At 58.6% G+C, this 22,681-nt stretch carries 19 protein-coding genes; 16 read left to right on the forward strand and 3 right to left on the reverse strand.

The annotated features are described in order from the left end of the window. Positions 1–35: 35 nt before the first annotated feature. On the forward strand, positions 36–1,070 hold the full coding sequence (gene astA / locus MMG91_RS03100; protein WP_305449220.1) for an arginine N-succinyltransferase: 1,035 nt from the start codon (positions 36–38) through the stop codon (positions 1,068–1,070). 357 nt (positions 1,071–1,427) lie between these two features. Next, a complete protein-coding gene (locus MMG91_RS03105) occupies positions 1,428–2,297 on the forward strand; it encodes an oxaloacetate decarboxylase (RefSeq protein WP_310658698.1) in 870 nt (289 codons plus the stop codon). 130 nt (positions 2,298–2,427) lie between these two features. Here the strand turns inward: MMG91_RS03105 and MMG91_RS03110 are convergent, their stop codons facing one another. Continuing rightward, positions 2,428–3,669, reverse strand: a complete 1,242-nt coding sequence (locus tag MMG91_RS03110; protein ID WP_305506091.1) for a M20/M25/M40 family metallo-hydrolase — start codon at positions 3,667–3,669, stop codon at positions 2,428–2,430. Between the two features lie 115 nt (positions 3,670–3,784). Further along, on the reverse strand, positions 3,785–4,858 hold the full coding sequence (locus MMG91_RS03115) for a diguanylate cyclase (RefSeq protein ID WP_305449217.1): 1,074 nt from the start codon (positions 4,856–4,858) through the stop codon (positions 3,785–3,787). A 310-nt stretch (positions 4,859–5,168) separates the two neighbouring features. Here MMG91_RS03115 and MMG91_RS03120 point away from each other — a divergent pair, with 310 nt between their 5' ends. The 5 genes from MMG91_RS03120 (at position 5,169) to MMG91_RS03140 (ending at position 11,506) form a co-directional block, all read left to right on the forward strand. Then, positions 5,169–6,113, forward strand: coding sequence for an alpha/beta fold hydrolase (locus MMG91_RS03120; protein WP_310658699.1), 945 nt, complete (start codon positions 5,169–5,171; stop codon positions 6,111–6,113). 88 nt (positions 6,114–6,201) lie between these two features. Continuing rightward, positions 6,202–7,701: a glycolate oxidase subunit GlcD gene (gene glcD, locus MMG91_RS03125; protein ID WP_310658700.1), complete on the forward strand. Its 1,500-nt coding sequence runs from the start codon at positions 6,202–6,204 to the stop codon at positions 7,699–7,701. Then, positions 7,701–8,750 (forward strand): glycolate oxidase subunit GlcE, encoded by a 1,050-nt coding sequence (gene glcE, locus MMG91_RS03130; protein WP_310658701.1) that lies wholly within the window; start codon positions 7,701–7,703, stop codon positions 8,748–8,750. Before glcD ends, glcE begins: the two co-directional genes overlap by 1 nt. 1 nt (position 8,751) lies before the next feature. Further along, positions 8,752–9,969 carry a glycolate oxidase subunit GlcF gene (gene glcF / locus MMG91_RS03135; protein ID WP_310658702.1) on the forward strand — a complete coding sequence of 406 codons (1,218 nt, stop codon included), beginning with the start codon at positions 8,752–8,754 and terminating at the stop codon, positions 9,967–9,969. A 145-nt stretch (positions 9,970–10,114) separates the two neighbouring features. After that, positions 10,115–11,506: a VOC family protein gene (locus MMG91_RS03140; protein WP_305449212.1), complete on the forward strand. Its 1,392-nt coding sequence runs from the start codon at positions 10,115–10,117 to the stop codon at positions 11,504–11,506. Between the two features lie 121 nt (positions 11,507–11,627). Here the strand turns inward: MMG91_RS03140 and MMG91_RS03145 are convergent, their stop codons facing one another. Continuing rightward, a complete protein-coding gene (locus tag MMG91_RS03145; RefSeq protein WP_310658703.1) occupies positions 11,628–12,305 on the reverse strand; it encodes a type 1 glutamine amidotransferase domain-containing protein in 678 nt (225 codons plus the stop codon). 101 nt (positions 12,306–12,406) lie between these two features. Here MMG91_RS03145 and MMG91_RS03150 point away from each other — a divergent pair, with 101 nt between their 5' ends. From MMG91_RS03150 to MMG91_RS28890, 9 genes are all read left to right on the forward strand, one after another. Continuing rightward, positions 12,407–12,583: a hypothetical protein gene (locus MMG91_RS03150; protein WP_310658704.1), complete on the forward strand. Its 177-nt coding sequence runs from the start codon at positions 12,407–12,409 to the stop codon at positions 12,581–12,583. A gap of 123 nt (positions 12,584–12,706) precedes the next feature. Further along, on the forward strand, positions 12,707–13,222 hold the full coding sequence (locus MMG91_RS03155) for an Hcp family type VI secretion system effector (protein WP_007900657.1): 516 nt from the start codon (positions 12,707–12,709) through the stop codon (positions 13,220–13,222). A gap of 131 nt (positions 13,223–13,353) precedes the next feature. Then, positions 13,354–15,396: a type VI secretion system tip protein TssI/VgrG gene (gene tssI / locus MMG91_RS03160; protein ID WP_310658705.1), complete on the forward strand. Its 2,043-nt coding sequence runs from the start codon at positions 13,354–13,356 to the stop codon at positions 15,394–15,396. Then, positions 15,386–16,123, forward strand: coding sequence for a DUF4123 domain-containing protein (locus tag MMG91_RS03165; RefSeq protein ID WP_310658706.1), 738 nt, complete (start codon positions 15,386–15,388; stop codon positions 16,121–16,123). Before tssI ends, MMG91_RS03165 begins: the two co-directional genes overlap by 11 nt. Further along, positions 16,123–20,784, forward strand: a complete 4,662-nt coding sequence (locus MMG91_RS03170) for an RHS repeat-associated core domain-containing protein (protein WP_310658707.1) — start codon at positions 16,123–16,125, stop codon at positions 20,782–20,784. The genes MMG91_RS03165 and MMG91_RS03170 overlap by 1 nt, the downstream gene beginning before the upstream one ends. Beyond that, positions 20,785–21,171 carry a hypothetical protein gene (locus tag MMG91_RS03175; RefSeq protein ID WP_310658708.1) on the forward strand — a complete coding sequence of 129 codons (387 nt, stop codon included), beginning with the start codon at positions 20,785–20,787 and terminating at the stop codon, positions 21,169–21,171. Between the two features lie 105 nt (positions 21,172–21,276). After that, a complete protein-coding gene (locus MMG91_RS03180) occupies positions 21,277–21,621 on the forward strand; it encodes a hypothetical protein (RefSeq protein WP_310658709.1) in 345 nt (114 codons plus the stop codon). 105 nt (positions 21,622–21,726) lie between these two features. Beyond that, positions 21,727–22,116: a hypothetical protein gene (locus MMG91_RS03185; RefSeq protein ID WP_310658710.1), complete on the forward strand. Its 390-nt coding sequence runs from the start codon at positions 21,727–21,729 to the stop codon at positions 22,114–22,116. 164 nt (positions 22,117–22,280) lie between these two features. Beyond that, positions 22,281–22,670 (forward strand): Imm50 family immunity protein, encoded by a 390-nt coding sequence (locus MMG91_RS28890; RefSeq protein ID WP_405046509.1) that lies wholly within the window; start codon positions 22,281–22,283, stop codon positions 22,668–22,670. Positions 22,671–22,681 lie beyond the last annotated feature (11 nt).

A 22,681-nucleotide genomic window follows, 5' to 3' on the forward strand; every position in this document is an offset into this window, starting at 1 on the left:
CAGCGCCCGAACAAGCGCGAAGAAGGAGCTGCATCATGATTGTCCGTCCGGTTCAAGTCACCGACCTGCCCGCCCTGCTGGATCTGGTGCAACGGGCCGCCCCCAGGGTCACCACCCTGCCGGCCAGTGAGGAACGCCTGACCCACCGAGTGCGCTGGTCCCAGCGCACCTTTGCCGAACAGGTCGAGCGTGCGGATGCCGATTACCTGTTCGTGCTTGAAGACGACGATCAACAAGTGGTCGGCGTCAGTGCCCTGGCGGGGGCGGTCGGCCTGCGGGAGCCCTGGTACAACTACCGGGTCGGACTGACGGTCAGCTCGTCGCCGGATCTGGGTATCCAGCGCCAGATCCCCACGTTGTTTCTGAATAACGAAATGACCGGCCAATCTGAAATCTGTTCGCTGTTTCTGCGACACGATCAACGTCACGGCAATAATGGTCGGTTGCTGTCGCTGGGGCGCCTGCTGTTCGTTGCCGAGTTCCCCCACCTGTTCGGCGACAAGCTTATTGCCGAACTGCGCGGCAGTGCCGACGAACAAGGCTGCTCTCCGTTTTGGGACAGCCTGGGCCGGCATTTTTTCAAGATGGATTTCAGCCATGCCGATCATTTGTCGGGGCTGGGCAACAAAGCATTCATCGCTGAACTGATGCCACGCCAGCCGCTCTACACCTGCCTGCTCACCGAACAGGCCCAGGCGGTGATCGGCAAGCCGCACCCGCACACCGAACCTGCGCTGAAGATCCTCACTGCCGAGGGGTTTGCTCATAAGGGTTACATCGACATCTTCGACGCAGGCCCGGTGATCGAAGCCCCGGTGTCGAAAATCCGCACGGTGCGTGACAGTCAATGCCTGGAACTGGCCATCGGCACGCCCGACGACCAGGCGCCGGTGTGGCTGCTCCACAACCGCCGCCTGGAAAACTGCCGCATCACCACCGCCCAGGCGCGGCTGGTCGGCAACAGCCTGATCGTCGACCGGCTCACCGCCAAACGCCTGCAACTGCAACCCGGCAACTCGGTCCGCGCCGTGCCGCTGCGTAACCGACAGCAGCAGGCGGTGGCGGCGTGACGTGTAGCAGCTGCCGAAGGCTGCGTTCGGCTGCGGAGCAGTCGTAAACCTGCCAACTCAGCCTTTGAGACTGATCACCGACTTGATCTTTTTCTGCATGACTTCCGATCCGTGATGGCGAGTGCTTCGCACTCGAACGCAGCCTTCGGCAGCTGCTACAAGAGGTCGTGTCGAGGCCAGGATTCGTATCAACCCAGATGCTGCTGGAGCTGCCGCAGGCTGCGATCTTTTGATCTCGCATCCCTTGGCCGGCAAATTCGTCATCATTCTTTATCCGCCCACGTGATAGCCTTTTGTTCCTTCGGCGTTGACACTTTTGCTCAAGCCCTTCCATTCCTTTGTATTGGTGGAACTCGTATGTCCAGGCTATCTCATCAAGATTTGCGTCGTAATTTCCGCCAACTGTTCGCTTCCAACACCTGCTATCACACCGCGTCGGTCTTCGACCCCATGTCGGCACGCATCGCCGCGGACCTGGGTTTTGAAGTGGGGATCCTCGGTGGTTCGGTTGCGTCGCTGCAGGTGCTGGGTGCTCCAGACTTTGCCTTGATCACCCTGAGCGAGTTCGCCGAGCAGGCTACCCGCATCGGTCGCGTAGCCCAATTGCCAGTGATCGCCGACGCCGACCATGGCTATGGCAACGCGCTCAACGTCATGCGTACCATTGTCGAACTCGAACGCGCCGGCGTGGCCGCCCTGACCATTGAAGACACCCTGTTGCCGGCGCAATTCGGCCGCAAATCCACTGACCTGATCGGGGTCGCGGAAGGCGTCGGCAAGATCCGCGCGGCGCTCGAAGCCCGGGGCGATTCGGAAATGGCGATCATCGCGCGGACCAATGCCGGGATCCTGTCGGTTCAGGAAATCATCAGTCGCACCCAGCATTACCAGCAGGCCGGCGCCGACGGGATTTGCATGGTGGGCGTGCGGGACTTCGACCACCTCGAACAAATCGCCGAGCACCTGAATGTGCCGCTGATGCTGGTCACCTACGGCAACCCGCTGCTGCGCGACGACAAACGCCTGGCCGAACTGGGCGTGCGCGTCACCATCGACGGCCATGGCGCCTACTTCGCCGCGATCAAGGCGACTTACGACAGCCTGCGCGAACAACGCCAGATCTTTACTCAGGCATCGGACCTGAACGCCACTGAACTGACCCACACCTATACGCAGCCTGAGGATTACATTCGTTGGGCGGAGGAATATATGAGCGTCAAGGAGTGAGGGTTCGGCCGGTATGACGGTGTGAACCGACATGACGCCATCGCTAAATCGCGACCTTGAACTTCCCTATTCCGAACCACCGCCCCCCTCGCCACAGAGAACCACGCCCGATATCTGGAGGCTGTGTGGCTTATTTTTTGGTCAACTCCATAATCATCCGCGACAACAGATAAATCCGTGGCGCCACGCTCTCGACCTCGGCGTATTCCTCGGGCGTATGGATATTCCCGCCGACAATCCCGAACCCGTCCAGCGTCGGCGTACCCACCCCGGCCGAGAGGCTGGCATCCGCTGCCCCGCCGCTGCCTTCTTCCGTCAACTTGCGGCCAATTTCCCCGTAAATCCCTTGGGCCATGGCCATCAAGCGATCCGACTCCGCCGTTTGCGGCATTGGCGGCAAGCCGCGTTTTAGGGTGGTGGTGACTTCAGTCTCGGGAATCAGTTTGTCCTTGGAAACCCGCACCAGGTCCTTCTCGATCCGATCGAACTCTTCCGGCACCGCTGCCCGCACGTCAGCCTTGGCGGTGGCCTGATCCGGAATCACGTTGGTGCGATCGCCGGCATTGAGCACGGTGAAGTTGATGGTGGTTTTCTTCTGCGCATCGCCCAGTTTGCCGAGTTGCAGAATCTGGTGCGCGGCCTCCATGGCGGCGTTACGCCCCAGTTCCGGCGCGACGCCGGCGTGGGATGCCTTGCCTTTGACTTCGACCACGGCAGTGGCACTGCCTTTGCGCCACACCACCAAACCATCCGCCGGGCGGCCCGGTTCGAGGTTGAGGGTCACGTCGTGGGCCTTGGCGGTTCGCTTGATCAGGTCGGTGGCGACATCCGAGCCGGTTTCTTCGCTGGCATCGAGCAGGAAGGTGATCTGCGCGTAGTCCTTGAAATCGAGGTTTTTCAGGACTTTCAGCGCATAGATCCCGGCGACGATGCCGCCCTTGTCGTCCATCACGCCCGGCCCATATGCGCGGCCGTCCTTGATCTGGAACGGGCGCGCGGCGGCGGTGCCTTCCTTGAACACGGTGTCCATGTGCGCCATCAGCAGGATTTTCGCCTTGCCGGTGCCTTTGAGGGTGGCCAGTACATGGTTGCTCTTGTCCGGGGTGTTGGGCACGAGTTCGATGGTGGCACCGAGCTTCTTCAACTCTTCGATGGCGATGTCACTCACCTGGGTCAGGCCCGGTTCATAGCCGGAGCCGGAATCGATGTTCACCAGCCGCTCCAGCAGTTTCAGGGCTTCACCCTTGTACTGTTCGGCATCGGCGAGGACTTGTTTGTGGGGTTCGGCGAAGGCAGCAGGAGTGAAGGCGCCGAGGGCGAGGGTCAGGCCGAGGCTGGTGGCCAGGAGGGAGCGAGAGGGTTTGAACGTCATGAATCGATCCTTGTTTCGTGTCGGGGTCCTGAAACCCTACCTGACTACGACGCAAGGCTCTACACCGGATGCGACACATGCATGACCATACAAGCGGGCTTTTGTGGTGATTGGGTTACACCGAATCGAGCAACGCTTTATGCGGTTTACCATCGCTGTGGCAGATGACGCGGTTGCGGCCGGTGGTCTTGGCTTCGTAGAGCGCCTGGTCGGCGTCGTTGAGCCATAGGGTCGCGTCGTCGTGGGCCGGGTTGAAGGCTGCCAGGCCGATGCTCAAACTGACTTTCAACGCCGGGTTCTGCTCGTAACCCAATGTGGCGAAACGATCACGCAGCGCATCCATCGCCACGGCGGCACGGTCCAGCGGCAAGTCTGGCAGCAGCACGCAGAATTCGTCGCCGCCATAGCGCCCGGCGACATCCGCTGCCCGCAGGTTCTGCTTGAGCATTTTGCTCAGCTGACGCAGAACGATGTCCCCGGCGACATGGCCGTAGGTGTCGTTGATGATTTTGAAATGATCGATGTCGATCAGCGCTATCGCCCCGCCCTGCTGCTGGCGTTGGCAACGCTGAAACTCGATTTCCAGCTGATCTTTCCAGGCACCGTGATTCAGCAGGCCAGTCAGGCTGTCGGTGCGGCTCAGGGCCAACAGTTCGCGCTTGTGTCGGCCAAGAGTATGGGCCTGATGGAAGCAGATCCAGCCCAGGGACATCGGATAAATCGACAGCAAAGGCAAGCAGGCGTACAGCTGAAACGGACTGGTTTGCGGGACAAAAGCCGGCATGAACACCAGCAACCCGAGGCCAATCCCAAGCAGTTGCGCGACGGCGCCCATCAACAGAAAACGCAAACCGCCGATGGCCACGTTGTGCATCGCCATCATCGACAACGTTGCCGCGCTGGGCAGCGGATTGAATTGCATGGCGGCCACCCAGAAACCGCCGAGAAACGCGTCCACCAGGATGTTGCGGTGTTCGGCACGAAAAGGAATTTCCGCCCGGCGCGCCCATTGATAGGCCACATGCGGCCAGAGCAGCCCGTTGAACAGCATCACCCCCCAGACCCAAGGCGCCGGGTTGAGTGGGTACATCCCTGCGCCGACGCACAATAACCCAAGGGCCAGCCCCAGGATTCGCGACCCATAAAGCCTCCTGGCCAGTGAAAGTCCCTTTCCTCCCTTTTTTTCCATAGCGGCCTCTGTACCACTGAACGGAGCCAGACAACACACGGGATTGAAAGCGTGTTTGAAGTCTATCAGGGCAACGGCAAATAGCCATCACTGGTTGACGGTCTGAATAGCATGGCCTCGCCATGAGCTGAATACCCAATGTTTGGTCTATACATGAAGGGAGGGATCGATAAACAACGATAAAGAGGAGGCCTTTGTAGCAGCGGAAATGGCTTGATTGGGGTATCTGGATTTCAGTTATCACCCATTGACCCGGGCGCTCAAACCCGCCGACCACACTCTGTCCTGATCACTGCAAAGGAATAGCCTGATGCTTTTGTTGGTTGTCACTATCGCCGTCTTCGTGGCCTGGAGCTGGTTGAGCTACCCGGCCATCGGTTACTGGCTCTATGACTTGAACATGGCGCTGGAGGCCCGGCTGTACCGGTTGCACAAAATTGTCGTGCCAATCCCCGAAATGACCGTCTCGACCTGGCAAGGCGGGCCTTACGAAGCCTCCAGCAGCGTGCTGATGCTGCACGGCTTCAGCGCCGACAAGAACATCTGGCTGCGCTTCGCCCGGCATTTTGTCGACGACTACCGGGTGATTATTCCTGACCTCGCGGGGCACGGCGAAACCGGCTTCAAGGCCGGCGGTGGTTATGACATTCCGGTCCAGGCCAAACGATTGATCCAGTTGCTCGATATCTGCGGGGTCGAAAAGGTGCATGTGATCGGCAACTCCATGGGCGGTTACATCGCGGCGTGGCTGGCGGCCACTTATCCGGAGCGCATTATCTCGCTGGCGCTGCTCGACCCGGCCGGCGTCACTGCCCCGGAGCTCAGCGATATGGAGCGACACCTGGCCCGCGGCCACAACCCGTTTTTGATTCATTCCCGTGAAGAGTTCCAGTATTTCTACGCCATGACCATGGCCTCCCCGCCGTGGGTGCCGGGAATCGTGCTGGATGCCGTCGCCCAGCGCTATGAACAGCAGCGCGACGAGCTGGAAGAAATTTTCAGGGACTTCCACGCCAGCCCGCCGATGGAGCCGAAACTACCCGACATCAAATGCCCGGCGCTGCTCCTGTGGGGGCGCAAGGACCGCTTGATCGACGTCAGCAGCGTGCCAGTCTGGAGCAAGGGCATCGCCGATCTGCGGGTGGAAATCTGGGACGGCGTCGGCCATATGCCGATGGTTGAACAGCCGACCAACACGGCACAGTTGTACCGGGAGTTTCTGGGGGCGCATCACATGACCCCCACCGCCCCGTAGCAGCAGCCTCGCAGGCTCAGCAGCCGCTACGGGGGTTTGGCGGATAATTCGGAGGGAGATGCTCGGCGATTTATACGAGGCGCGATTGATGAACATTCTTTACGACGAACGCATCGACGGTGTTCTGCCCAATGTCGACAAGGCGGCGTTACTCAAGGCCTTGCAGCAGGAGGTGCCGGACCTGGACATTCTCTGGCGCGAAGAAGAACTCAAACCCTACGAATGCGACGGTCTCTCGGCCTATCGCACCACGCCGATGCTGGTCGCCCTGCCCCGGCATCTGGAACAGGTGCAGGCGCTGCTCAGGCTCTGTCATGCCCGCAACGTGCCGGTGGTGGCGCGCGGGGCCGGCACCGGGTTGTCCGGCGGCGCGCTGCCGTTGGACAGAGGCGTGTTGCTGGTGATGGTGCGGTTCAACAACATCCTGCACATCGACCCCGCCGCCCGCACCGCACGGGGCCAGCCGGGGGTGCGTAACCTGGCGATTTCCCAGGCGGCGGCCCCCTTCGGTTTGTATTACGCGCCGGACCCGTCCTCGCAAATCGCCTGCTCCATCGGTGGCAACGTCGCGGAAAACGCTGGTGGCGTGCATTGCCTCAAATATGGTCTGACCGTGCACAACCTGCTGAAACTTGAAGTGCTGACGCTCGAAGGCGAACACCTGACCCTCGGCGCCGATTCGCTGGACGCGCCGGGTTTCGACCTGCTGGCGCTGTTCACCGGTTCTGAAGGCTTGCTGGGGATCATCACCGAAGTCACGGTCAAATTGCTGCCCAAACCCCAGGTCGCCAAAGTCCTGCTAGCGAGCTTCGACTCGGTGGAAAAGGCCGGTCGCGCGGTGGCTGAAATCATCGCCGCCGGGATCATCCCCGGAGGCCTGGAGATGATGGACAACCTGGCAATCCGGGCTGCCGAAGATTTCATCCACGCCGGTTACCCCGTGGACGCCGAGGCAATCCTGCTGTGCGAACTGGACGGCGTCGAAGCCGATGTCCACGACGACTGCGAGCGAGTCCGCGAGGTGCTGCAACAGGCTGGTGCCAGCGAGGTGCGCCAGGCCCGGGATGAAGCCGAGCGCGTGCGGTTCTGGGCCGGGCGCAAGAATGCCTTCCCGGCAATTGGCCGCCTCTCGCCGGATTATTACTGCATGGACGGCACCATCCCCCGCCGCGAATTGCCCGGTGTGCTCAAGGGCATCGCCAGCCTGGCGCAAGAGTACGGTTTGCGCGTGGCCAACGTTTTCCACGCCGGCGACGGCAACATGCACCCGCTGATTCTGTTCGACGCCAACCAACCCGGCGAACTGGAACGGGCCGAAGCCCTTGGCGGCAAGATCCTCGAACTGTGCGTGAAAGTCGGCGGCAGCATCACCGGCGAGCACGGCGTGGGCAGGGAGAAAATCAATCAGATGTGCGCGCAGTTCAACAGTGACGAATTAACCCTGTTTCACGCCGTTAAAGCCGCGTTCGACCCAAAGGGCCTGCTCAACCCCGGCAAGAACATCCCGACCCTGCACCGCTGCGCGGAATTCGGTGCGATGCACATCCACGCCGGGCAATTACCGTTTCCTGAGCTGGAGCGTTTCTGATGCCCGATTTCGATGCCAGTGAAGCCCTGCTGGAGCAGGTCAAACAGGCGCGGGAAAACACCACGCCGCTGCGCATTCAGGGCGGTAACACCAATTCATTTCTTGGCCGTGAAGTGGCCGGAGAAATACTCGACACCCGCGCCCATCGCGGCATCGTCAGCTACGACCCGACCGAACTAGTGATCAGCGTTCGCGCCGGCACGCCGCTGAGCGAACTGTTTGCCGCACTGGATGCAAAGGGGCAAATGCTGCCTTGCGAGCCGCCATCGTTCGGCGAGGGCGCCACTGTCGGCGGAATGATCGCGGCGGGGTTGTCCGGGCCGCGGCGCCCGTGGTCCGGTTCGGTGCGGGACTTTGTCCTCGGTACCCGAGTGATCAGCGGCCTCGGCACCCACCTGCGCTTCGGCGGTGAAGTGATGAAAAACGTCGCCGGCTACGACCTCTCGCGCCTGATGGTCGGCAGTTATGGCTGCCTCGGGGTGCTGACCGAAGTCTCGCTCAAAGTGCTGCCCAAACCCCGGCAATGCTTGAGCATCAGCCTGGACATCGACTGCGCCCACGCCTTGGCCAATCTGGCGCAATGGGGCCAGCAACCGCTGCCCATCAGCGCCGCCTGCCACGACGGTCAGCGTTTGTACCTGCGACTGGAAGGCGGCGAAGGTTCGGTGACGGCCGCCCATCAACGGCTCGGCGGCGAACCGTTGGATTCCGGTTATTGGGCCGACCTGAACGAACAACGACTAGACTTTTTTAATGAGGGCCTGCCGCTGTGGCGCTTGTCATTACCCAACAACCTCGGGCCTCTGGACTTGCCCGGTGAGCAACTGATCGACTGGGGCGGCGCGCAACGCTGGTTGAAATCCGCGGCCGACAACATTCAGTCGCGGGCCCTTGAACTCGGCGGCCACGCCACCTGTTTCAGCCATGGCGTCAGCGAAACGCCATTCCAGCCGCTGGGCCCGGCGCTGTTGCGCTATCACCGGCAACTCAAGGCGCAACTGGACCCGCAAGGGCTGTTCAACCCTGGTCGGATGTACGCGGAGTTCTAGCATGCAAACCAACCTGAGCGAACAGTCCAAACTACTGCCCCGCGCCGAAGAAGCGGACAAGATTCTGCGCACCTGCGTGCATTGCGGGTTCTGCAACGCCACGTGCCCGACCTATCAACTGCTGGGCGACGAACTGGACGGGCCGCGCGGGCGCATCTACCTGATCAAGCAAGTGCTCGAAGGCGCCCCCGCCACGGCCCAAACCCAGTTGCACCTGGATCGCTGCCTGACCTGCCGCAACTGCGAAACCACCTGCCCGTCCGGGGTGGATTATCACAACCTGCTGGACATTGGCCGCGCGGTGATCGATCAAGCGGTGCCGCGCCCGGCCAGTCAGCGGCTGTTGCGCCAGGGGCTGCGGGCACTGGCGCCGAACCCGAATCTGTTCAGGACTTTGCTGCAAATCGGCGCCACCTTCCGGCCATTGCTGCCACGGGGCATTGAGGCAAAGTTGCCCCACGACCTCCCCGCCACGGGCGAGCGCCCTGCCCCCCGGCATGCGCGCCGGGTGCTGATGCTCGAAGGCTGCGTGCAGCCCGGTCTGTCGCCGAACACCAATGCCGCGACCGCGCGGGTGCTGGATCGGCTGGGGATCAGCGTGATTCCAGCCCCGGAAGCCGGCTGCTGTGGCGCGCTGGACTATCACCTCGACGCCCAAGCCATGGGCCTGGACCGCGCGCGACGCAACATCGACGCCTGGTGGCCGCACCTGGAAAACTGCGCCGAAGCCATCGTGCAAACCGCCAGCGGCTGCGGCGCGTTCATCAAGGATTACGGGCATCTGCTGGAGCGTGACCCGGTCTATGCGGCCAAAGCCCAGCGGGTCAGCGAATTGGCCCTGGACCTGGTGCAAGTGCTGGCCGATGAACCTTTGGAACGGGTTTGCGCCGCCACCGACCGACGAATCGCCTTCCATTGCCCCTGCACCTTGCAGCACGCCCAAAAACTCGGCGGCGCGGTAGAAGCCGTGCTGACGCGGTTGGGCTTCAATCTCACGGCAGTGCCCGACAGTCATTTGTGTTGCGGCTCGGCCGGCACCTATTCGATCACCCAACCGGAACTGGCCCGGCAACTGAGAGACAACAAACTCAACGCTCTGGAAAGCGGCCACCCCGAGGTCATCGCTACCGCCAACATCGGCTGCCAGAGCCACCTCAACAGCGCAGGACGAACGCCGGTCAGGCACTGGATCGAGTTGGTGGACCAAGTGCTGCGATAACCGAAGCCTACGTTGCAAGAGCAACCCTGCGCTGCAAGAACAGTCCTTGGCAGAATGAAGTTCGTCAGAAACTTCGTTTGTCGGCGCCGCCGAAGGCTGCGATCTTTTCCGGCATCCGATACGTCACTGCGCCAGGAAACTTTTCATGAGCCATCCGAACTTCGTCAGCCCTGACCTGATCCGCCAACGCTTCTCCAAAGCGATGTCCGACATGTACCGCGAAGAAGTGCCGCTGTACGGCGCGTTGATGGAACTGGTGGAACAGACCAACCGTCATGTGCTGGACAGCGACCCGCAGATCGCCCGACAGTTGAACAGCACCGGCGAAATCCAGCGACTGGACCTGGAGCGCCACGGTGCGATCCGCGTCGGCACCGCCGCTGAACTGGCGACCCTCGCCCGCCTGTTCGCAGTGATGGGCATGCAGCCGGTGGGCTATTACGACCTGACCCCGGCCGGCGTGCCGGTGCATTCCACCGCGTTCCGTGCGGTGCATGAGGCGGCGTTGCAGGTCAGCCCGTTCCGGGTGTTCACCTCGCTGCTGCGCCTGGAACTGATCGAAGACGCCGAACTGCGAGCCTTTGCCCAATCGGTGCTGGATGCGCGCTCGATCTTCACCCCGGCGGCGCTGGCCCTCATTGAACGCGCTGAAACCCAGGGCGGCCTGACCGAACACGAAGCACAGGACTTCGTCACACAAGCCCTGGAAACCTTCCGCTGGCACCACAGCGCCACCGTCACCGCCGAGCAATACCAGCAACTGAGCGCCCAGCATCGCCTGATCGCCGACGTGGTGGCGTTCAAAGGCCCGCACATCAACCACCTGACGCCACGCACCCTGGACATCGATATCGTCCAGGCACAAATGCCCACCCATGGCATCACCCCCAAAGCGGTGATCGAAGGCCCGCCCCGCCGCCAATGCCCGATCCTGCTGCGCCAAACCAGCTTCAAGGCGCTGGACGAGCCCATCACCTTCACAGATCAAGCCCAGACCCGCGGCAGCCACAGCGCCCGCTTCGGTGAAATCGAGCAACGCGGCGCGGCGCTCACCCCCAAAGGCCGGGCGCTTTACGACCGCTTGCTCAACGCTGCCCGGGATGAACTGAAGGACTTCCCCAACGAAGCCAACGCCGCACGCTACAACGCGCTAATGACGCAGCACTTTGGCGAATTCCCTGACACCGTTGAAGAAATGCGCCAACAGGAACTGGCGTACTTTCGCTACTTCGTAACGGAAAAAGGCCTGGCGGCGGATGAACTGAAAGGCGCGTCGCTGGAAGATTTACTCCGTGACGGCTATGTGCGGGTTGAACCGCTGGTGTACGAAGATTTCCTGCCGGTCAGCGCGGCGGGGATTTTTCAGTCGAACCTGGGGGATGCGGCACAAACCCACTATGGCGTGCATTCGAACCAGCAAGCGTTCGAAAAGGCCTTGGGAAGATCGACGATTGATGAGTTGGGGTTGTATGCGCAGACGCAGCAGCGGTCGATTGATGAGTGTTTTGCCGCACTGGGCTTGAACATTTCCGAATAGGCGTTATGGCCGCAAAAAAGATCGCAGGCTTCGCCAGCTCCCACGGGGGTTGGGTACACCCGTTGCATCGCGGTTGCACGCGATCGAGGCAGGAGCTGCCGCTGGCTGCGATCTTTTGATCTTATTCCAGCTTCGCCAACAACGCCTTGGCGGTCGCTTCCGACGAGGCGGGGTTCTGACCGGTCAGCAACAGACCATCCGCGATCGCGTAACTCGCCCAGTCATCGGCCTTGGAGTAAAGACCACCATTGGCCTTGAGCATGTCCTCCACCAAAAACGGCACCACATCCGTCAGCTGCACAGCGGCTTCTTCGGAGTTGGTGAAGCCCGTCACCCGCTTGCCTTTAACCAACGGCTGGCCGTCTGCATCCTTGACGTGACGCAACACCCCCGGTGCGTGACAGACCGCCGCCACCGGTTTGCCCGCCTTGAAAAACGACTCGATCAGCACAATTGAAAAGGGGTCTTCAGCCAGATCCCACAACGGGCCATGCCCGCCTGGATAAAAAACAGCGTCATAGTCTTCGGCCCTCACGGTGCTCAGCACCCTGGTAGACGCCAATGCGGACTGGGCAGCGGAATCCTTGCGAAAACGATCGGTGGCCGCAGTCTGCGCGTCTGGCTCATCACTTTTAGGGTCCAGCGGTGGCTGGCCGCCCTTGGGTGAGACCAGGGTCAGCTGCGCGCCAGCGTCCTTGAAGATGTAATACGGTGCGGCGAATTCTTCGAGCCAAAAGCCGGTTTTCTTACCGGTGTTACCCAATTGATCGTGGGACGTTAAAACCATCAGGATTTTCATGTCGTTCTCCAGTCGATTTCAGGGTTATTCAGTGATCTCGGCGCTGGGTTTGACCATCGGACAGCGCTGTTCGTTGCGCCCATTTTCGGGGTGATCGCTTCATGGCCTTGATGCGCAAGAAGTTGCGCAACTATTTTGATGAAAAGTCCCCCAGCGGCGCTGGACGCCAGGTTTATCAAGCCCTCCAGCCCAGTGCGCAAGAAGTTGCGCAGTGGTGCGCAACTTCTTGCGCACCTTTTCAGCTGATCCTTGCCGAAAACTCTTTCGGCGCTGGATAAATCGCCTCAACCACCTGATTTATATAGCTTTAATCATTTCTGGCATGGACCTTGATAACAGTCAGGCACCCACCGGGCGATACCGCCTCCCGGGCACCCTAACTTTTAGCAAGGAGCACATCCATGGCTACACCAGCGTACATGTCCGTTACTGGCGAGAAACAAGGCCTGATCACTGCCGGCGCGTTCACCGCCGACTCCGTTGGCAACACCTACCAGGAAGGTCACGAAGACCAGGTCATGGTTCAGGCTTTCAGCCACGACGTGATCATCCCGCGTGACCCACAGTCCGGCCAACCGACCGGTCAGCGTGTACACAAGCCAGTCGTGATCACCAAGGTCTACGACAAGTCTTCGCCACTGCTGCAAGCGGCACTGACCTCCGGCGAGCGCATGAGCGAAATCGTTATCCAGTGGTACCGCACCTCGGCTCAAGGCACCCAAGAGCACTACTACACCACCAAACTGGAAGACGCGATCATCGTCGCCATCAACAACAAAATGCACAACTGCCAGGATCCGTCGAACTCGCACTTCACGCACCTGGAAGAAGTGCAATTCACCTACCGCAAAATCACCTGGACCCACGAAGTATCCGGTACTTCGGGTTCCGATGACTGGCGTGTTCCAGTCGCTTAATCGCGGCTGACGGTTCCAAACATCGGCCAGCTCTGCTGGTCGATGTCATTTGCGCCTTCCAGGAATTTTTGCGTCCGTTACCCGGCTTCCGGGTGTCAACGAACGCCGCAGCACTGCACGAGGAACAAGGGATGTTCGCGCCGGCCAATCAGACTCACTTTGCCCTGACTATCGAAGGTCTGGAAAACGATCTCCAGGTCCTTTCCCTGCAAGGTCGGGAAGCCATCAGCCAGCCTTTTGTGTTTGAGGTGGAGCTGGTCAGTGAACAGCCATCCCTGGACCTCGAGCCCCTGCTGCACAAACCAGCCTTTTTGCAGCTCTCGCCTGACGGCAGCGGCATCCATGGCCAGATCTACCGCGCCGCCCAAGGCGATTCGGGCAAACGCCTGACCCGCTACGCCGTGACCCTGCGCCCGCGGCTGTCCTACCTGGCGCACCGCATCAACCAACGCATCTTCCAGAACCTCACCGTGCCGAAAATCGTCGGCATGGTCCTCGAAGAGCACGGCATCCAAAGCAATGCCTACGAATTCAAAGTCGGAGCGATCTATCCCGAGCGCATTTACTGTGTTCAGTACGATGAATCGGACCTGCAGTTCATCCAGCGCCTGTGCGAGGAAGAAGGTATCCACTACCACTTCCAGCACAGCGCCACGGCCCACAAGCTGGTGTTCGGCGATGACCAGACGGTGTTCCCGAAACTCGCACCCGTGGCCTACCAGCAAGACTCCGGCATGGTCGCCAACGACCCGACGATCAAGCGCTTCGACCTGCGCCTGGAAACCCGCACCAGCCGCACCACCCGCCGCGACTACGACTTCGAAAAACCGCGCCTGACCCTGGAAAGCGAGAACCGTGGCGATGCCCTGCCCGACCTCGAAGACTACGACTACCCCGGTCGCTTCATCGACCGCGAACGCGGCAAGCACCTGGCCAAACGCGCCCTCGAGCGTCATCGCAGCGACTTCCAGCTCGCCGAAGGCAAAAGTGATCAGCCGTTGCTGGTCAGCGGCCACTTCCTGCCCCTGACCCAACACCCCAAAGCCAAATGGAACGACCTGTGGCTGCTGACCGAAATCCTCCATGAAGGCAAACAGCCGCAAGTGCTGGAAGAGTCGGTCACCAGCAACACGACCCAGCTCAAGGGCGATTTCCATCAGGGCTACCGCAACCGCTTCCAGGCCACCCCCTGGGACGTGCCGAACCGCCCGCCACTGAACCACCCCAAACCACGGATCCTCGGCAGCCAGAGCGCCGTGGTCACCGGGCCCAAAGGCGAAGAAATCCACTGCGACCAATACGGCCGCGTCAAAGTGCAATTTCACTGGGATCGCGAAGGCCAGGCCGACGACAAAACCAGCTGCTGGCTACGCGTGTCCTCCGCCTGGGCCGGCGCCCATTACGGCGGCATCGCCATTCCCCGCATCGGCATGGAAGTGCTGGTCAGCTTCCTCGAAGGCGACCCCGACCAACCGCTGATCAGCGGCTGCCTGTACCACAAGGAAAACGTCGTCCCGTACGCCCTGCCGGCGAACAAGACCCGCAGCACCTTCAAAACCCTGAGCTCTCCGGGTGGCGGCGGTTACAACGAGCTGCGCATCGAAGACAAAAAAGGTCAGGAACAGATCTTCCTGCACGCCCAGCGCGACTGGGACGAAAACATCGAGCACGACCAGAAAATCCGCGTCGGCAACGAACGCCACGACACCGTCGAGCAAAACAGCTACAGCGAGTTCAAGGCCGAAGAACACCACACTGTCTACGCCGACCGCAAAGTCGAAACCCGCGCCAACGACCACCTCACCGTGGGCGTCAACCAGCACATCAAGGTCGGCACCGGCCAGTTCATCGAAGCCGGCCAGGAAATCCACCTGAGCAGCGGCATGAAAGTCGTGCTCGAAGCCGGCAGCGAACTCACCCTCAAGGGCGGCGGCAGCTTCATCAAGATCGACGCCAGCGGCGTGACGCTGAGCGGCCCGGTGATCAACATGAACTCCGGCGGCAGCCCGGGCAGCGGCACCGGGGCGGCACCGTTGATGCCGGGGGCGTTGAAACAGGCGGATGCGGACAAGGCTGGTGCGGTTCTGAGCCCGGCGCAGATCAACACCCTGAAACGTAACGCGCCATTCTGTGAAGAGTGCGAGAAATGCAAGGCAGGTGCTTGTGCGATCTGATCTGTTGACTCCACAGGCGTGGTTGGCTGAACGGCCGTTGCGGACGGGTGAGCGGTTGTACTTGATCGTTAGCGCGGCCAGTGATGCCGAAGCGCTCAAGACGCTTTACCAAACTGAACCCACAACCCAGGCGATCCCGATCTGGGGCGGTACACCCTACGCGGCTTGGCAACCAGTAATGCCCTACCTCACCGAGTTGAAACCCAACTCAAGCTTCCTGTCATGGATTGCCGAAACCGACGCCCTCGATTGGGGGTGGCTGGCCGTTTCCAGCAGCGAACCGAACGTGGTGTTCGAACATCTGCGTAGCCTCACGCAGGTTCGCATGCCGGATGGGACGGAAGTGTTTTTCCGGTTCTGGGATGGGCGGCATATCTACCCGATTTTGGACGGACTCGGCGACGCCGCCGGTGAGGTGCTGCCGGTGTTTGATCGGTATCTGATCAATGGGAAAAGCCTGGAGGTGGGGCCGCGCGCGGTGCCGCCGGCGAAGGACTGGCCGTGGTGGGAGGTGCCGCAGAAGCTACTCGACAGCCTCGCGAAACAAAACCCGTCGACCCTGATCGGCAACCTGATGCAATGGCTGGAAGAGGAACGTCCAGACATCTACGCCGCTTACCCCGAGAGCAATCTGAAGCTGAAAGTCGCACGTTTCGTGCGCCGCCCGGATGCTCCGAAAAGCCTTAATGAAGCACTTTTAAACCACCTGATTCTGGAGCAAGGCTGATGGATCGCGTTGCCTACGTTGACAACCAACTGAGCACGTTCAAGGACAGCTTGAAGCTGTATCAAGAACAGACCAAAACCTGGTACGCGAAAGCCGCCGATAAAGGCAGTCGAGCAACAGACCTACCCTCCCTGCTGGGCATGGAGCGCGTCATAAAGGTCGGCAACACCAGCAAATCGGTGAGCATGACCGATGGCGACTTCGCCTCGAATGTTGCCCAGTGCCCACTCAAGGGGCCGCTGCTGATCGAGAGCAAATTCGAATCGGTGTATGACATCCCGCTGGGTGACATCGAAGTCGAAATCGTTGCGGTAGAAGGCGGCGCGGTCAGCAAAGTCAAACTCGACGCCCAAGGCAAAGCCAGCTGGACGGGCGGTATTCCGGGCAAGTTCTACAAGATCCGTGTTCACAACGAAGTGACGCCCGCTCAGATCGATACCCTGTTCAAGTCCTATGACGGCCTGACCGGTCAACTGGAAGGTTTCCTGCGTAAGGAATGGGCCGGCTTCAAACCGCAATGGTCGAACATGTCTGCTTCGGGGACCGCCATGGCGGTCGGCAACGGCATCCTTGAAGGTGGTTGGGAAGCAATCAAAGGGGTCTGGGACGGCATCAGCCTGGTGCTCGATATCCTGCAAGACCCGAGCAAGTTTGCGAAAGACCTCGGTGCCGGCACCCAGAAGCTGATTGCGCTGGCAAAAGAAACTCCAGACGTCATGAAAAAGGCCATGTTGCTGGCCAGCGACGAGGCCGCCCTGTTCCTGATGGTACGCAGTGCCGTGATCTGGCTGGCCGGCCTGCCACCGATGAAGATGGCCGGTGACGCGGCAAAAATGACCACTGCGGCGGTCGTTGGCATCGCGATCGACATCGTGATTTCGATCGTGCTGACCATTGCTGCGGAGGGTACTGGTGTCATCTACCTCGCCGCGCGCTTGAAAAAGTACGGCGAAATCATCATCAAGGCCGTGACCGGTTTTGTGGAGTCGGTGTTCAAGATCATCAAAGGCTTCATGGAATACGTCGCGAAATACACCGCGGTAGCGGCTCGTGGCGTGACGGCTCAGGTGAAGAAAGGGGTGGCGCAGGTTCGCTTTGACGGGAAGACAAATACAAAACTGGGCAAGGGCAAAACGGGCGACGACGCTTCCAGGCAAGCCAAGACACCTGCCGACAAAAGTGCTGAGCCCGCCGCCAAAACCTGCACCGACAAGTGCCCTGTATCGATGGTCACCGGTGAAGAGTTATTGACGCTCAATGATGGCCAGCTCGACGGCCTGCTGCCGTTTGAGTGGACACGTCTTTACCGAAGCAGCGCAGTGGAAATCGATTGCGGTCTGGGTTATGGCTGGAGCCATGCGCTGGCTCATCGAGTCGAAATCAATGGCGATGAAGTCATCTGGACCGACCACGAAAACCGGTCAACGCCATTTCCACTTCCAAGCCAACAACGACCAGCGATCACCAACAGCCTCTCACGGGCAGCGATTTTCCTCGGTGACGACCCGTCGGAACTTGTCCTGGCGCAATCCGGGAGCCGCCCATCGTTCTACCACTTCCGCTACAACAGCAAGGGCGCAACCCTGATCGCCATCAGCGACAGCTATGGCAACCGGCTGCACATCACCCGTGACATCCACGGCAGGATCAAACGCCTCGACAATGGTGCCGGTCGCGCCCTGCTCTTGCGATACGACCGCAAACACATCATCGCCGTCGACTATCAACAATTTATTCCCGCTGACAACCTAGAAGACGCCTGGAACACCATCCAGACGTTAGTCACGTACAGCTATGACGCGCAGCACCGGCTGATTGAAGCGAAGAACGCTGCCGGTGAGGCCGAACACTATCGCTACAACGATCAGCACGTGATTCTTGAACGGCAACTGGCGGGTGGTGCGAGTTTCTTTTGGGAGTGGGAGAACGAAGGCAAGTTGTCGCGCTGCGTCCATCACTGGGCAAGTTTCTCGCAGATGGAAGCGCATTACGTCTGGGACGATAAAGGCAGCGTCACCGTTACCAACGCCGATGGCAGCGAAGAGGTTTACACCCACGACGATAAAGCACGGCTTGTCAGCAAGATCGACCCCGACGGCGCTGAACACCTGAAGGCCTATGACGAAAAAGGTCAGCTGATCGCAGAAAAAGACCCATTAGGCGCGGTGACCGAATATCGGTACGACGAAGACGGCCTGATGACCGCCGTCATTCCTCCGGAAGATGAACCCGTTTCGTATGAATACAGCAACGGGTTCGTCAGTGATGTGCGCCGTGGCAAAGCCATCTGGAAGTATCAACGAAACAATCAGGGTGACATCACTCAACAGATTGACCCGGATGGTAATGCCACCCTCTACAGCTACGACCGCCAAGGCCGGCTGCTGGAAATCCGCCATCCCGATGGCAGCCGCCATCAACTGGGCTGGAACAACCTCGGCCAACTGCTGGAAGAGCGCCTACCCGACGGCGGCCAGCGCAAGTACCGTTACGACGTCTTGGGCCGGCAGATCACCCGCCAGGAAGAAACCGGCGCCATCACCCACTACCAATGGGACGCCGCTAATCGCCTCGCGCAAATTACCCTGCCCGGCGGTGCGACGCGCGCATTCACCTACAACGCCTACGGCAAAGTCACTTCCGAACGTGATGAATTGGGTCGCGTCACGCGCTACGAATACGCCGATGGCCTGCACCTGGTCAGCTGTCGCCTCAACCCGGATGGCAGTCAGCTTCGCTACCGCTACGACAACTCACGTTTGCTGCTCACTGAGATCGAAAACGAACGTGGCGAGCACTACCACCTCGACTACTACCCCAACGGCCTGATCCAACAGGAAACCGGCTTCGACGGTCGCCGTACGGCCTACGAGTACGACCTCAACGGCCAGTTGCTGAAGAAAACCGAATTCGGCGACAACGGCAGCGAGCTGATCACCGAGTACCAACGCGACGCTGCAGGCCGCTTGCTGGTGAAAACCCTGGCCGACGGTGAAGAAGTTCACTACAGCTACGACGCCCTCGGCCGCCTCGTAAACGTCGACGACGGCCATTGGCCCCTCGCCTACGAATATGATCTGCAAGACCGCCTCATCACCGAACACCAGGGCTGGGGCACCTTGCGTTACGAGTACGGCAACCTCGGCCAGTTGAGTCACTGCCGCCTCCCAGACGGCAGCAAACTCGACTACCGCCACCAACCCGGCGGCCGTCTGAGCAGCATCGACCTCAACGGCTCGCGCCTGACCACGCACCAGTTCAACGCCGGTCGCGAACAGCAGCGCCAACAAGGCCTGCTGCTCAGCCAATACCAGTACGACGAACAAGGCCGACTGCAAGCCCACACCGTCAGCCAACAGGAACGCAACCTGTTCCGTCGCCGCTACGCCTACGATGCAAACGGCAACCTTGCCGGCATCGACGACAGCCGCAAAGGCAACCGCAGCTATCACTACGATCCGCTCGATCGCCTGATCAACGTCCGTGGCACTATCCCGGAAAGCTTCGCCCATGACCCGGCAGGCAACCTCCTCGGCCAAGGCGACCAGCCGACCGCGAACCTGGCCAACGTCAAAGGCAACCGCCTGCTCATGCAGGGCGACCGTCACTACGACTACGACGCCCACGGCAACCTGATTCGCGAACGTCGCGGCACCGGCCAGAAACTCGTCACCGAATATCGTTACGACTGCCAGCATCGCCTGATCGGCGTCAGCCTGCCCGGCGGCAGCATCGCAAGCTACAAGTACGACGCCTTTGGCCGCCGCATCGCCAAAACCGTCGATGGCCACACCACTGAATTCCTGTGGCAAGGCGAACGTCTCATCGCCGAAAGCGCTGACAACCGCTACCGCACTTACATTTATGAACCGGGCAGCTTCCGTCCGCTGGCCATGCTCGATGGCGAAGGCCCGCTGAAAGCCACGCCGTTCTACTACCAACTCGACCACCTCGGCACACCGCAGGAACTCACCGACTACAGCGGCGAGATCATGTGGTCGGCGAAATACCGCGCCTACGGCAACCTCGCCACCCTCGACGTTGCCGAAATCGACAACCCGCTGCGCTTTCAGGGTCAGTATTTCGATGCGGAAACGGGCTTACATTACAACCGGCATCGCTACTACAATCCGGGGACTGGACGGTTTCTGACGCCGGATCCGATCAAGCTTGCGGGTGGGTTGAACGGCTACCAGTACGTGCCTAACCCTACGGGGTGGGTGGATCCGTTGGGGTTGAGTGGCAATTGTCCTGATGCAGACAAGAAACTGCCTTTGGGTGAAACACCGGATAGCTCTTCAGGAACTAATGTTCACGCCGCAGGCCCGGCCACCCCTCCTGCTCCCGCCAACCCGCCAGGACAGGGGTATCACAACGAGGTTTACGCGAGTAAACCAGTAAAACCACAAGATGCCGCTGGGAAGTGGCATGATTTCCTGGGTGAGGGTCCATATACTAATATCCATCCACGGACGGGGCTTCCCGATAATGATCGGTTAGTTTCTGCTGACGGAAAAAGAAGTATTCGGTACGGAGCTCATGAAATGAACAGCAAGCCGAACAAGCATCATTACCATGAAGAAACATGGACGCTCGACTTGATAAACAATGTCATGAATGTCGACAATACCGTTGTCCGCGTTCCGCTAGGAACTAAGTAGATGAAGGCAACTATACTACGCATCATCGACTCCACTGCTCTCGGCACCAACGTGGAGTTCTCTACACTTTATGGAATTGGCTCATCATTTTTTGCCGACCCTGAAGTCAAAGAAGGTCTGACATATGATGTAGAGATCAGCATTGATGACGATTTTTTTTGGAGTGAAAATATAACCCCATCAATCAAGCATGCACCATCGATCGACTTTCACTCCGGGAAGCTTCACATTACGGCCGAGCTAATTTCTAGCGAAGACGATGGCTGTGGGGCATTGAGAATCGGCGATTCAATAGCTCTAATATCATTAAATCAAGCACACTACTCCTTACCAATGTTTGTTGACATAAGTGCAAAAGAAACCTCCCTACACCCTACACATATTTAATTAAAAATTAACAACAACGCAAATAGATACGAAAGGAGACAAACTTCCCCCTATGCACCCATAAAAATAAATACACCACTTTTGGGTTTGGGGAAGGCCAAGCGAATGAATTCGAAGCTAAAGTATAAACTCCAACCAATTCGAGTACCAAGCGGCTGGACAATCACAATAAACAACTTATTCGAAGTAGAGCTCACAAAAGAAACAACGGAATGGTTCAGCAGCTCAGTACTTCTAGGCGGTGTAAGAAAAAGCACTGGGCACTGCTTTGACGCTAGAGTTGAGCCAGAGGGGGATCCCGAGGGGGAATTCGTTATTGAGTTCTTAACGATCCAATATGACAACAAAGGAAAACCCGTAAAGAACTCGGAAGTTTTTCTGGGCGACTTCAAGACCAAAAACAAAATCGAGTCTATTGACAAAATTGAATCTTACATGCTTGGAATTTAACAACAACAGAAAGATGACAGATTTATTTTTCTAGCCACCTTTCTAAGCGCTCATAAAAATAAATCTGTCACCTTTTCGATTGGCCAAATCAATTGAGGGGCAAAAATGAACGACCGAAAAATCATCCCACGAAGCGTTTGGTACGGACTCGAAGGTACTGGCTATGACAAAATTGCACAAGAACTTAAGTCTGAAACTCCATTACTGCGCAAATGGATTACCATATATGCAATTTACAAATTTGAATTTTCGCCAGATGCCCCTTTTCAATATTATGATTTCATAAACTCATCAAAGAACTCACGCTGTACAGCAATAGAGTTCTCAACACCAATTGAAACAATAAAAACAAGCGACGGCATTGATGACCGAGACATCACAACAATAAAACTTGAAACGATGGACTCGAAAGAAGAAACAAATACTTTTCTAGAAAAAAACAATATCACCCCTGAACTTTTCACACCACCATGGCGATGTGACTACCCCCTGTAAACCTAAAAACAACTATAAAAGTTGATACCCACTAGCCGGACAACAAAGGGGACAGATTATTTTCTGCACACTCATGAAAGTAAATCTGTCCCCTTTGGTTGCATCGAACTAAAACACTCCACCTCAAAAGTGCGGCCAATCATTACGTGTTTGAGTAATCTAAAATGTGGACATCATCAATATCGAATAAAAAACAGTGGACTTCTATTTTTGGAGAAGACTACTCCCCTACCAGCATGCGCACTTCTTACGTCATGCTGGACGGAAACTCTATATGTTTAAAACTATGCAGCCAAGTAGAACAAGCAGTCGCCCCTAAGAAATGGCTGAAAAAAGATTATAACGAGTACGAATTCCAGCTTTACATAATAAATGTAGAAAATTTCAATGTAGAAAATTTCAACTTCAGCGGCCCCACAACTATAATCGTTACTCAAGATGGCTCAAACTACAAAGTCACACTTGGGTTTGGAAATTCATGTACAGCCACATGCAATGCAAAAAACATTACAATAGCAAATATTAAGGCATACCATAACTATGGTGCAGTGTAGCAAAAGAACAT

It is taken from the genome of Pseudomonas sp. JL3, assembly GCF_031570575.1.
In the GTDB taxonomy this organism is placed as follows: domain Bacteria; phylum Pseudomonadota; class Gammaproteobacteria; order Pseudomonadales; family Pseudomonadaceae; genus Aquipseudomonas; species Aquipseudomonas cucumis.

Coding starts and splice junctions, on each gene's coding strand:
- MMG91_RS03155 (WP_007900657.1), top strand. CDS start 12,707: ATGGCTACACCAGCGTACATGTCCGTTACTGGCGAGAAACAAGGCCTG.
- MMG91_RS03145 (WP_310658703.1), bottom strand. CDS start 12,305: ATGAAAATCCTGATGGTTTTAACGTCCCACGATCAATTGGGTAACACC.
- glcD (WP_310658700.1), top strand. CDS start 6,202: ATGAACATTCTTTACGACGAACGCATCGACGGTGTTCTGCCCAATGTC.
- glcF (WP_310658702.1), top strand. CDS start 8,752: ATGCAAACCAACCTGAGCGAACAGTCCAAACTACTGCCCCGCGCCGAA.
- MMG91_RS03140 (WP_305449212.1), top strand. CDS start 10,115: ATGAGCCATCCGAACTTCGTCAGCCCTGACCTGATCCGCCAACGCTTC.
- MMG91_RS03170 (WP_310658707.1), top strand. CDS start 16,123: ATGGATCGCGTTGCCTACGTTGACAACCAACTGAGCACGTTCAAGGAC.
- MMG91_RS03105 (WP_310658698.1), top strand. CDS start 1,428: ATGTCCAGGCTATCTCATCAAGATTTGCGTCGTAATTTCCGCCAACTG.
- MMG91_RS03110 (WP_305506091.1), bottom strand. CDS start 3,669: ATGACGTTCAAACCCTCTCGCTCCCTCCTGGCCACCAGCCTCGGCCTG.
- MMG91_RS03150 (WP_310658704.1), top strand. CDS start 12,407: ATGGCCTTGATGCGCAAGAAGTTGCGCAACTATTTTGATGAAAAGTCC.
- MMG91_RS03115 (WP_305449217.1), bottom strand. CDS start 4,858: ATGGAAAAAAAGGGAGGAAAGGGACTTTCACTGGCCAGGAGGCTTTAT.
- MMG91_RS28890 (WP_405046509.1), top strand. CDS start 22,281: ATGTGGACATCATCAATATCGAATAAAAAACAGTGGACTTCTATTTTT.
- glcE (WP_310658701.1), top strand. CDS start 7,701: ATGCCCGATTTCGATGCCAGTGAAGCCCTGCTGGAGCAGGTCAAACAG.
- astA (WP_305449220.1), top strand. CDS start 36: ATGATTGTCCGTCCGGTTCAAGTCACCGACCTGCCCGCCCTGCTGGAT.
- MMG91_RS03185 (WP_310658710.1), top strand. CDS start 21,727: ATGAACGACCGAAAAATCATCCCACGAAGCGTTTGGTACGGACTCGAA.
- tssI (WP_310658705.1), top strand. CDS start 13,354: ATGTTCGCGCCGGCCAATCAGACTCACTTTGCCCTGACTATCGAAGGT.
- MMG91_RS03120 (WP_310658699.1), top strand. CDS start 5,169: ATGCTTTTGTTGGTTGTCACTATCGCCGTCTTCGTGGCCTGGAGCTGG.
- MMG91_RS03180 (WP_310658709.1), top strand. CDS start 21,277: ATGAATTCGAAGCTAAAGTATAAACTCCAACCAATTCGAGTACCAAGC.
- MMG91_RS03175 (WP_310658708.1), top strand. CDS start 20,785: ATGAAGGCAACTATACTACGCATCATCGACTCCACTGCTCTCGGCACC.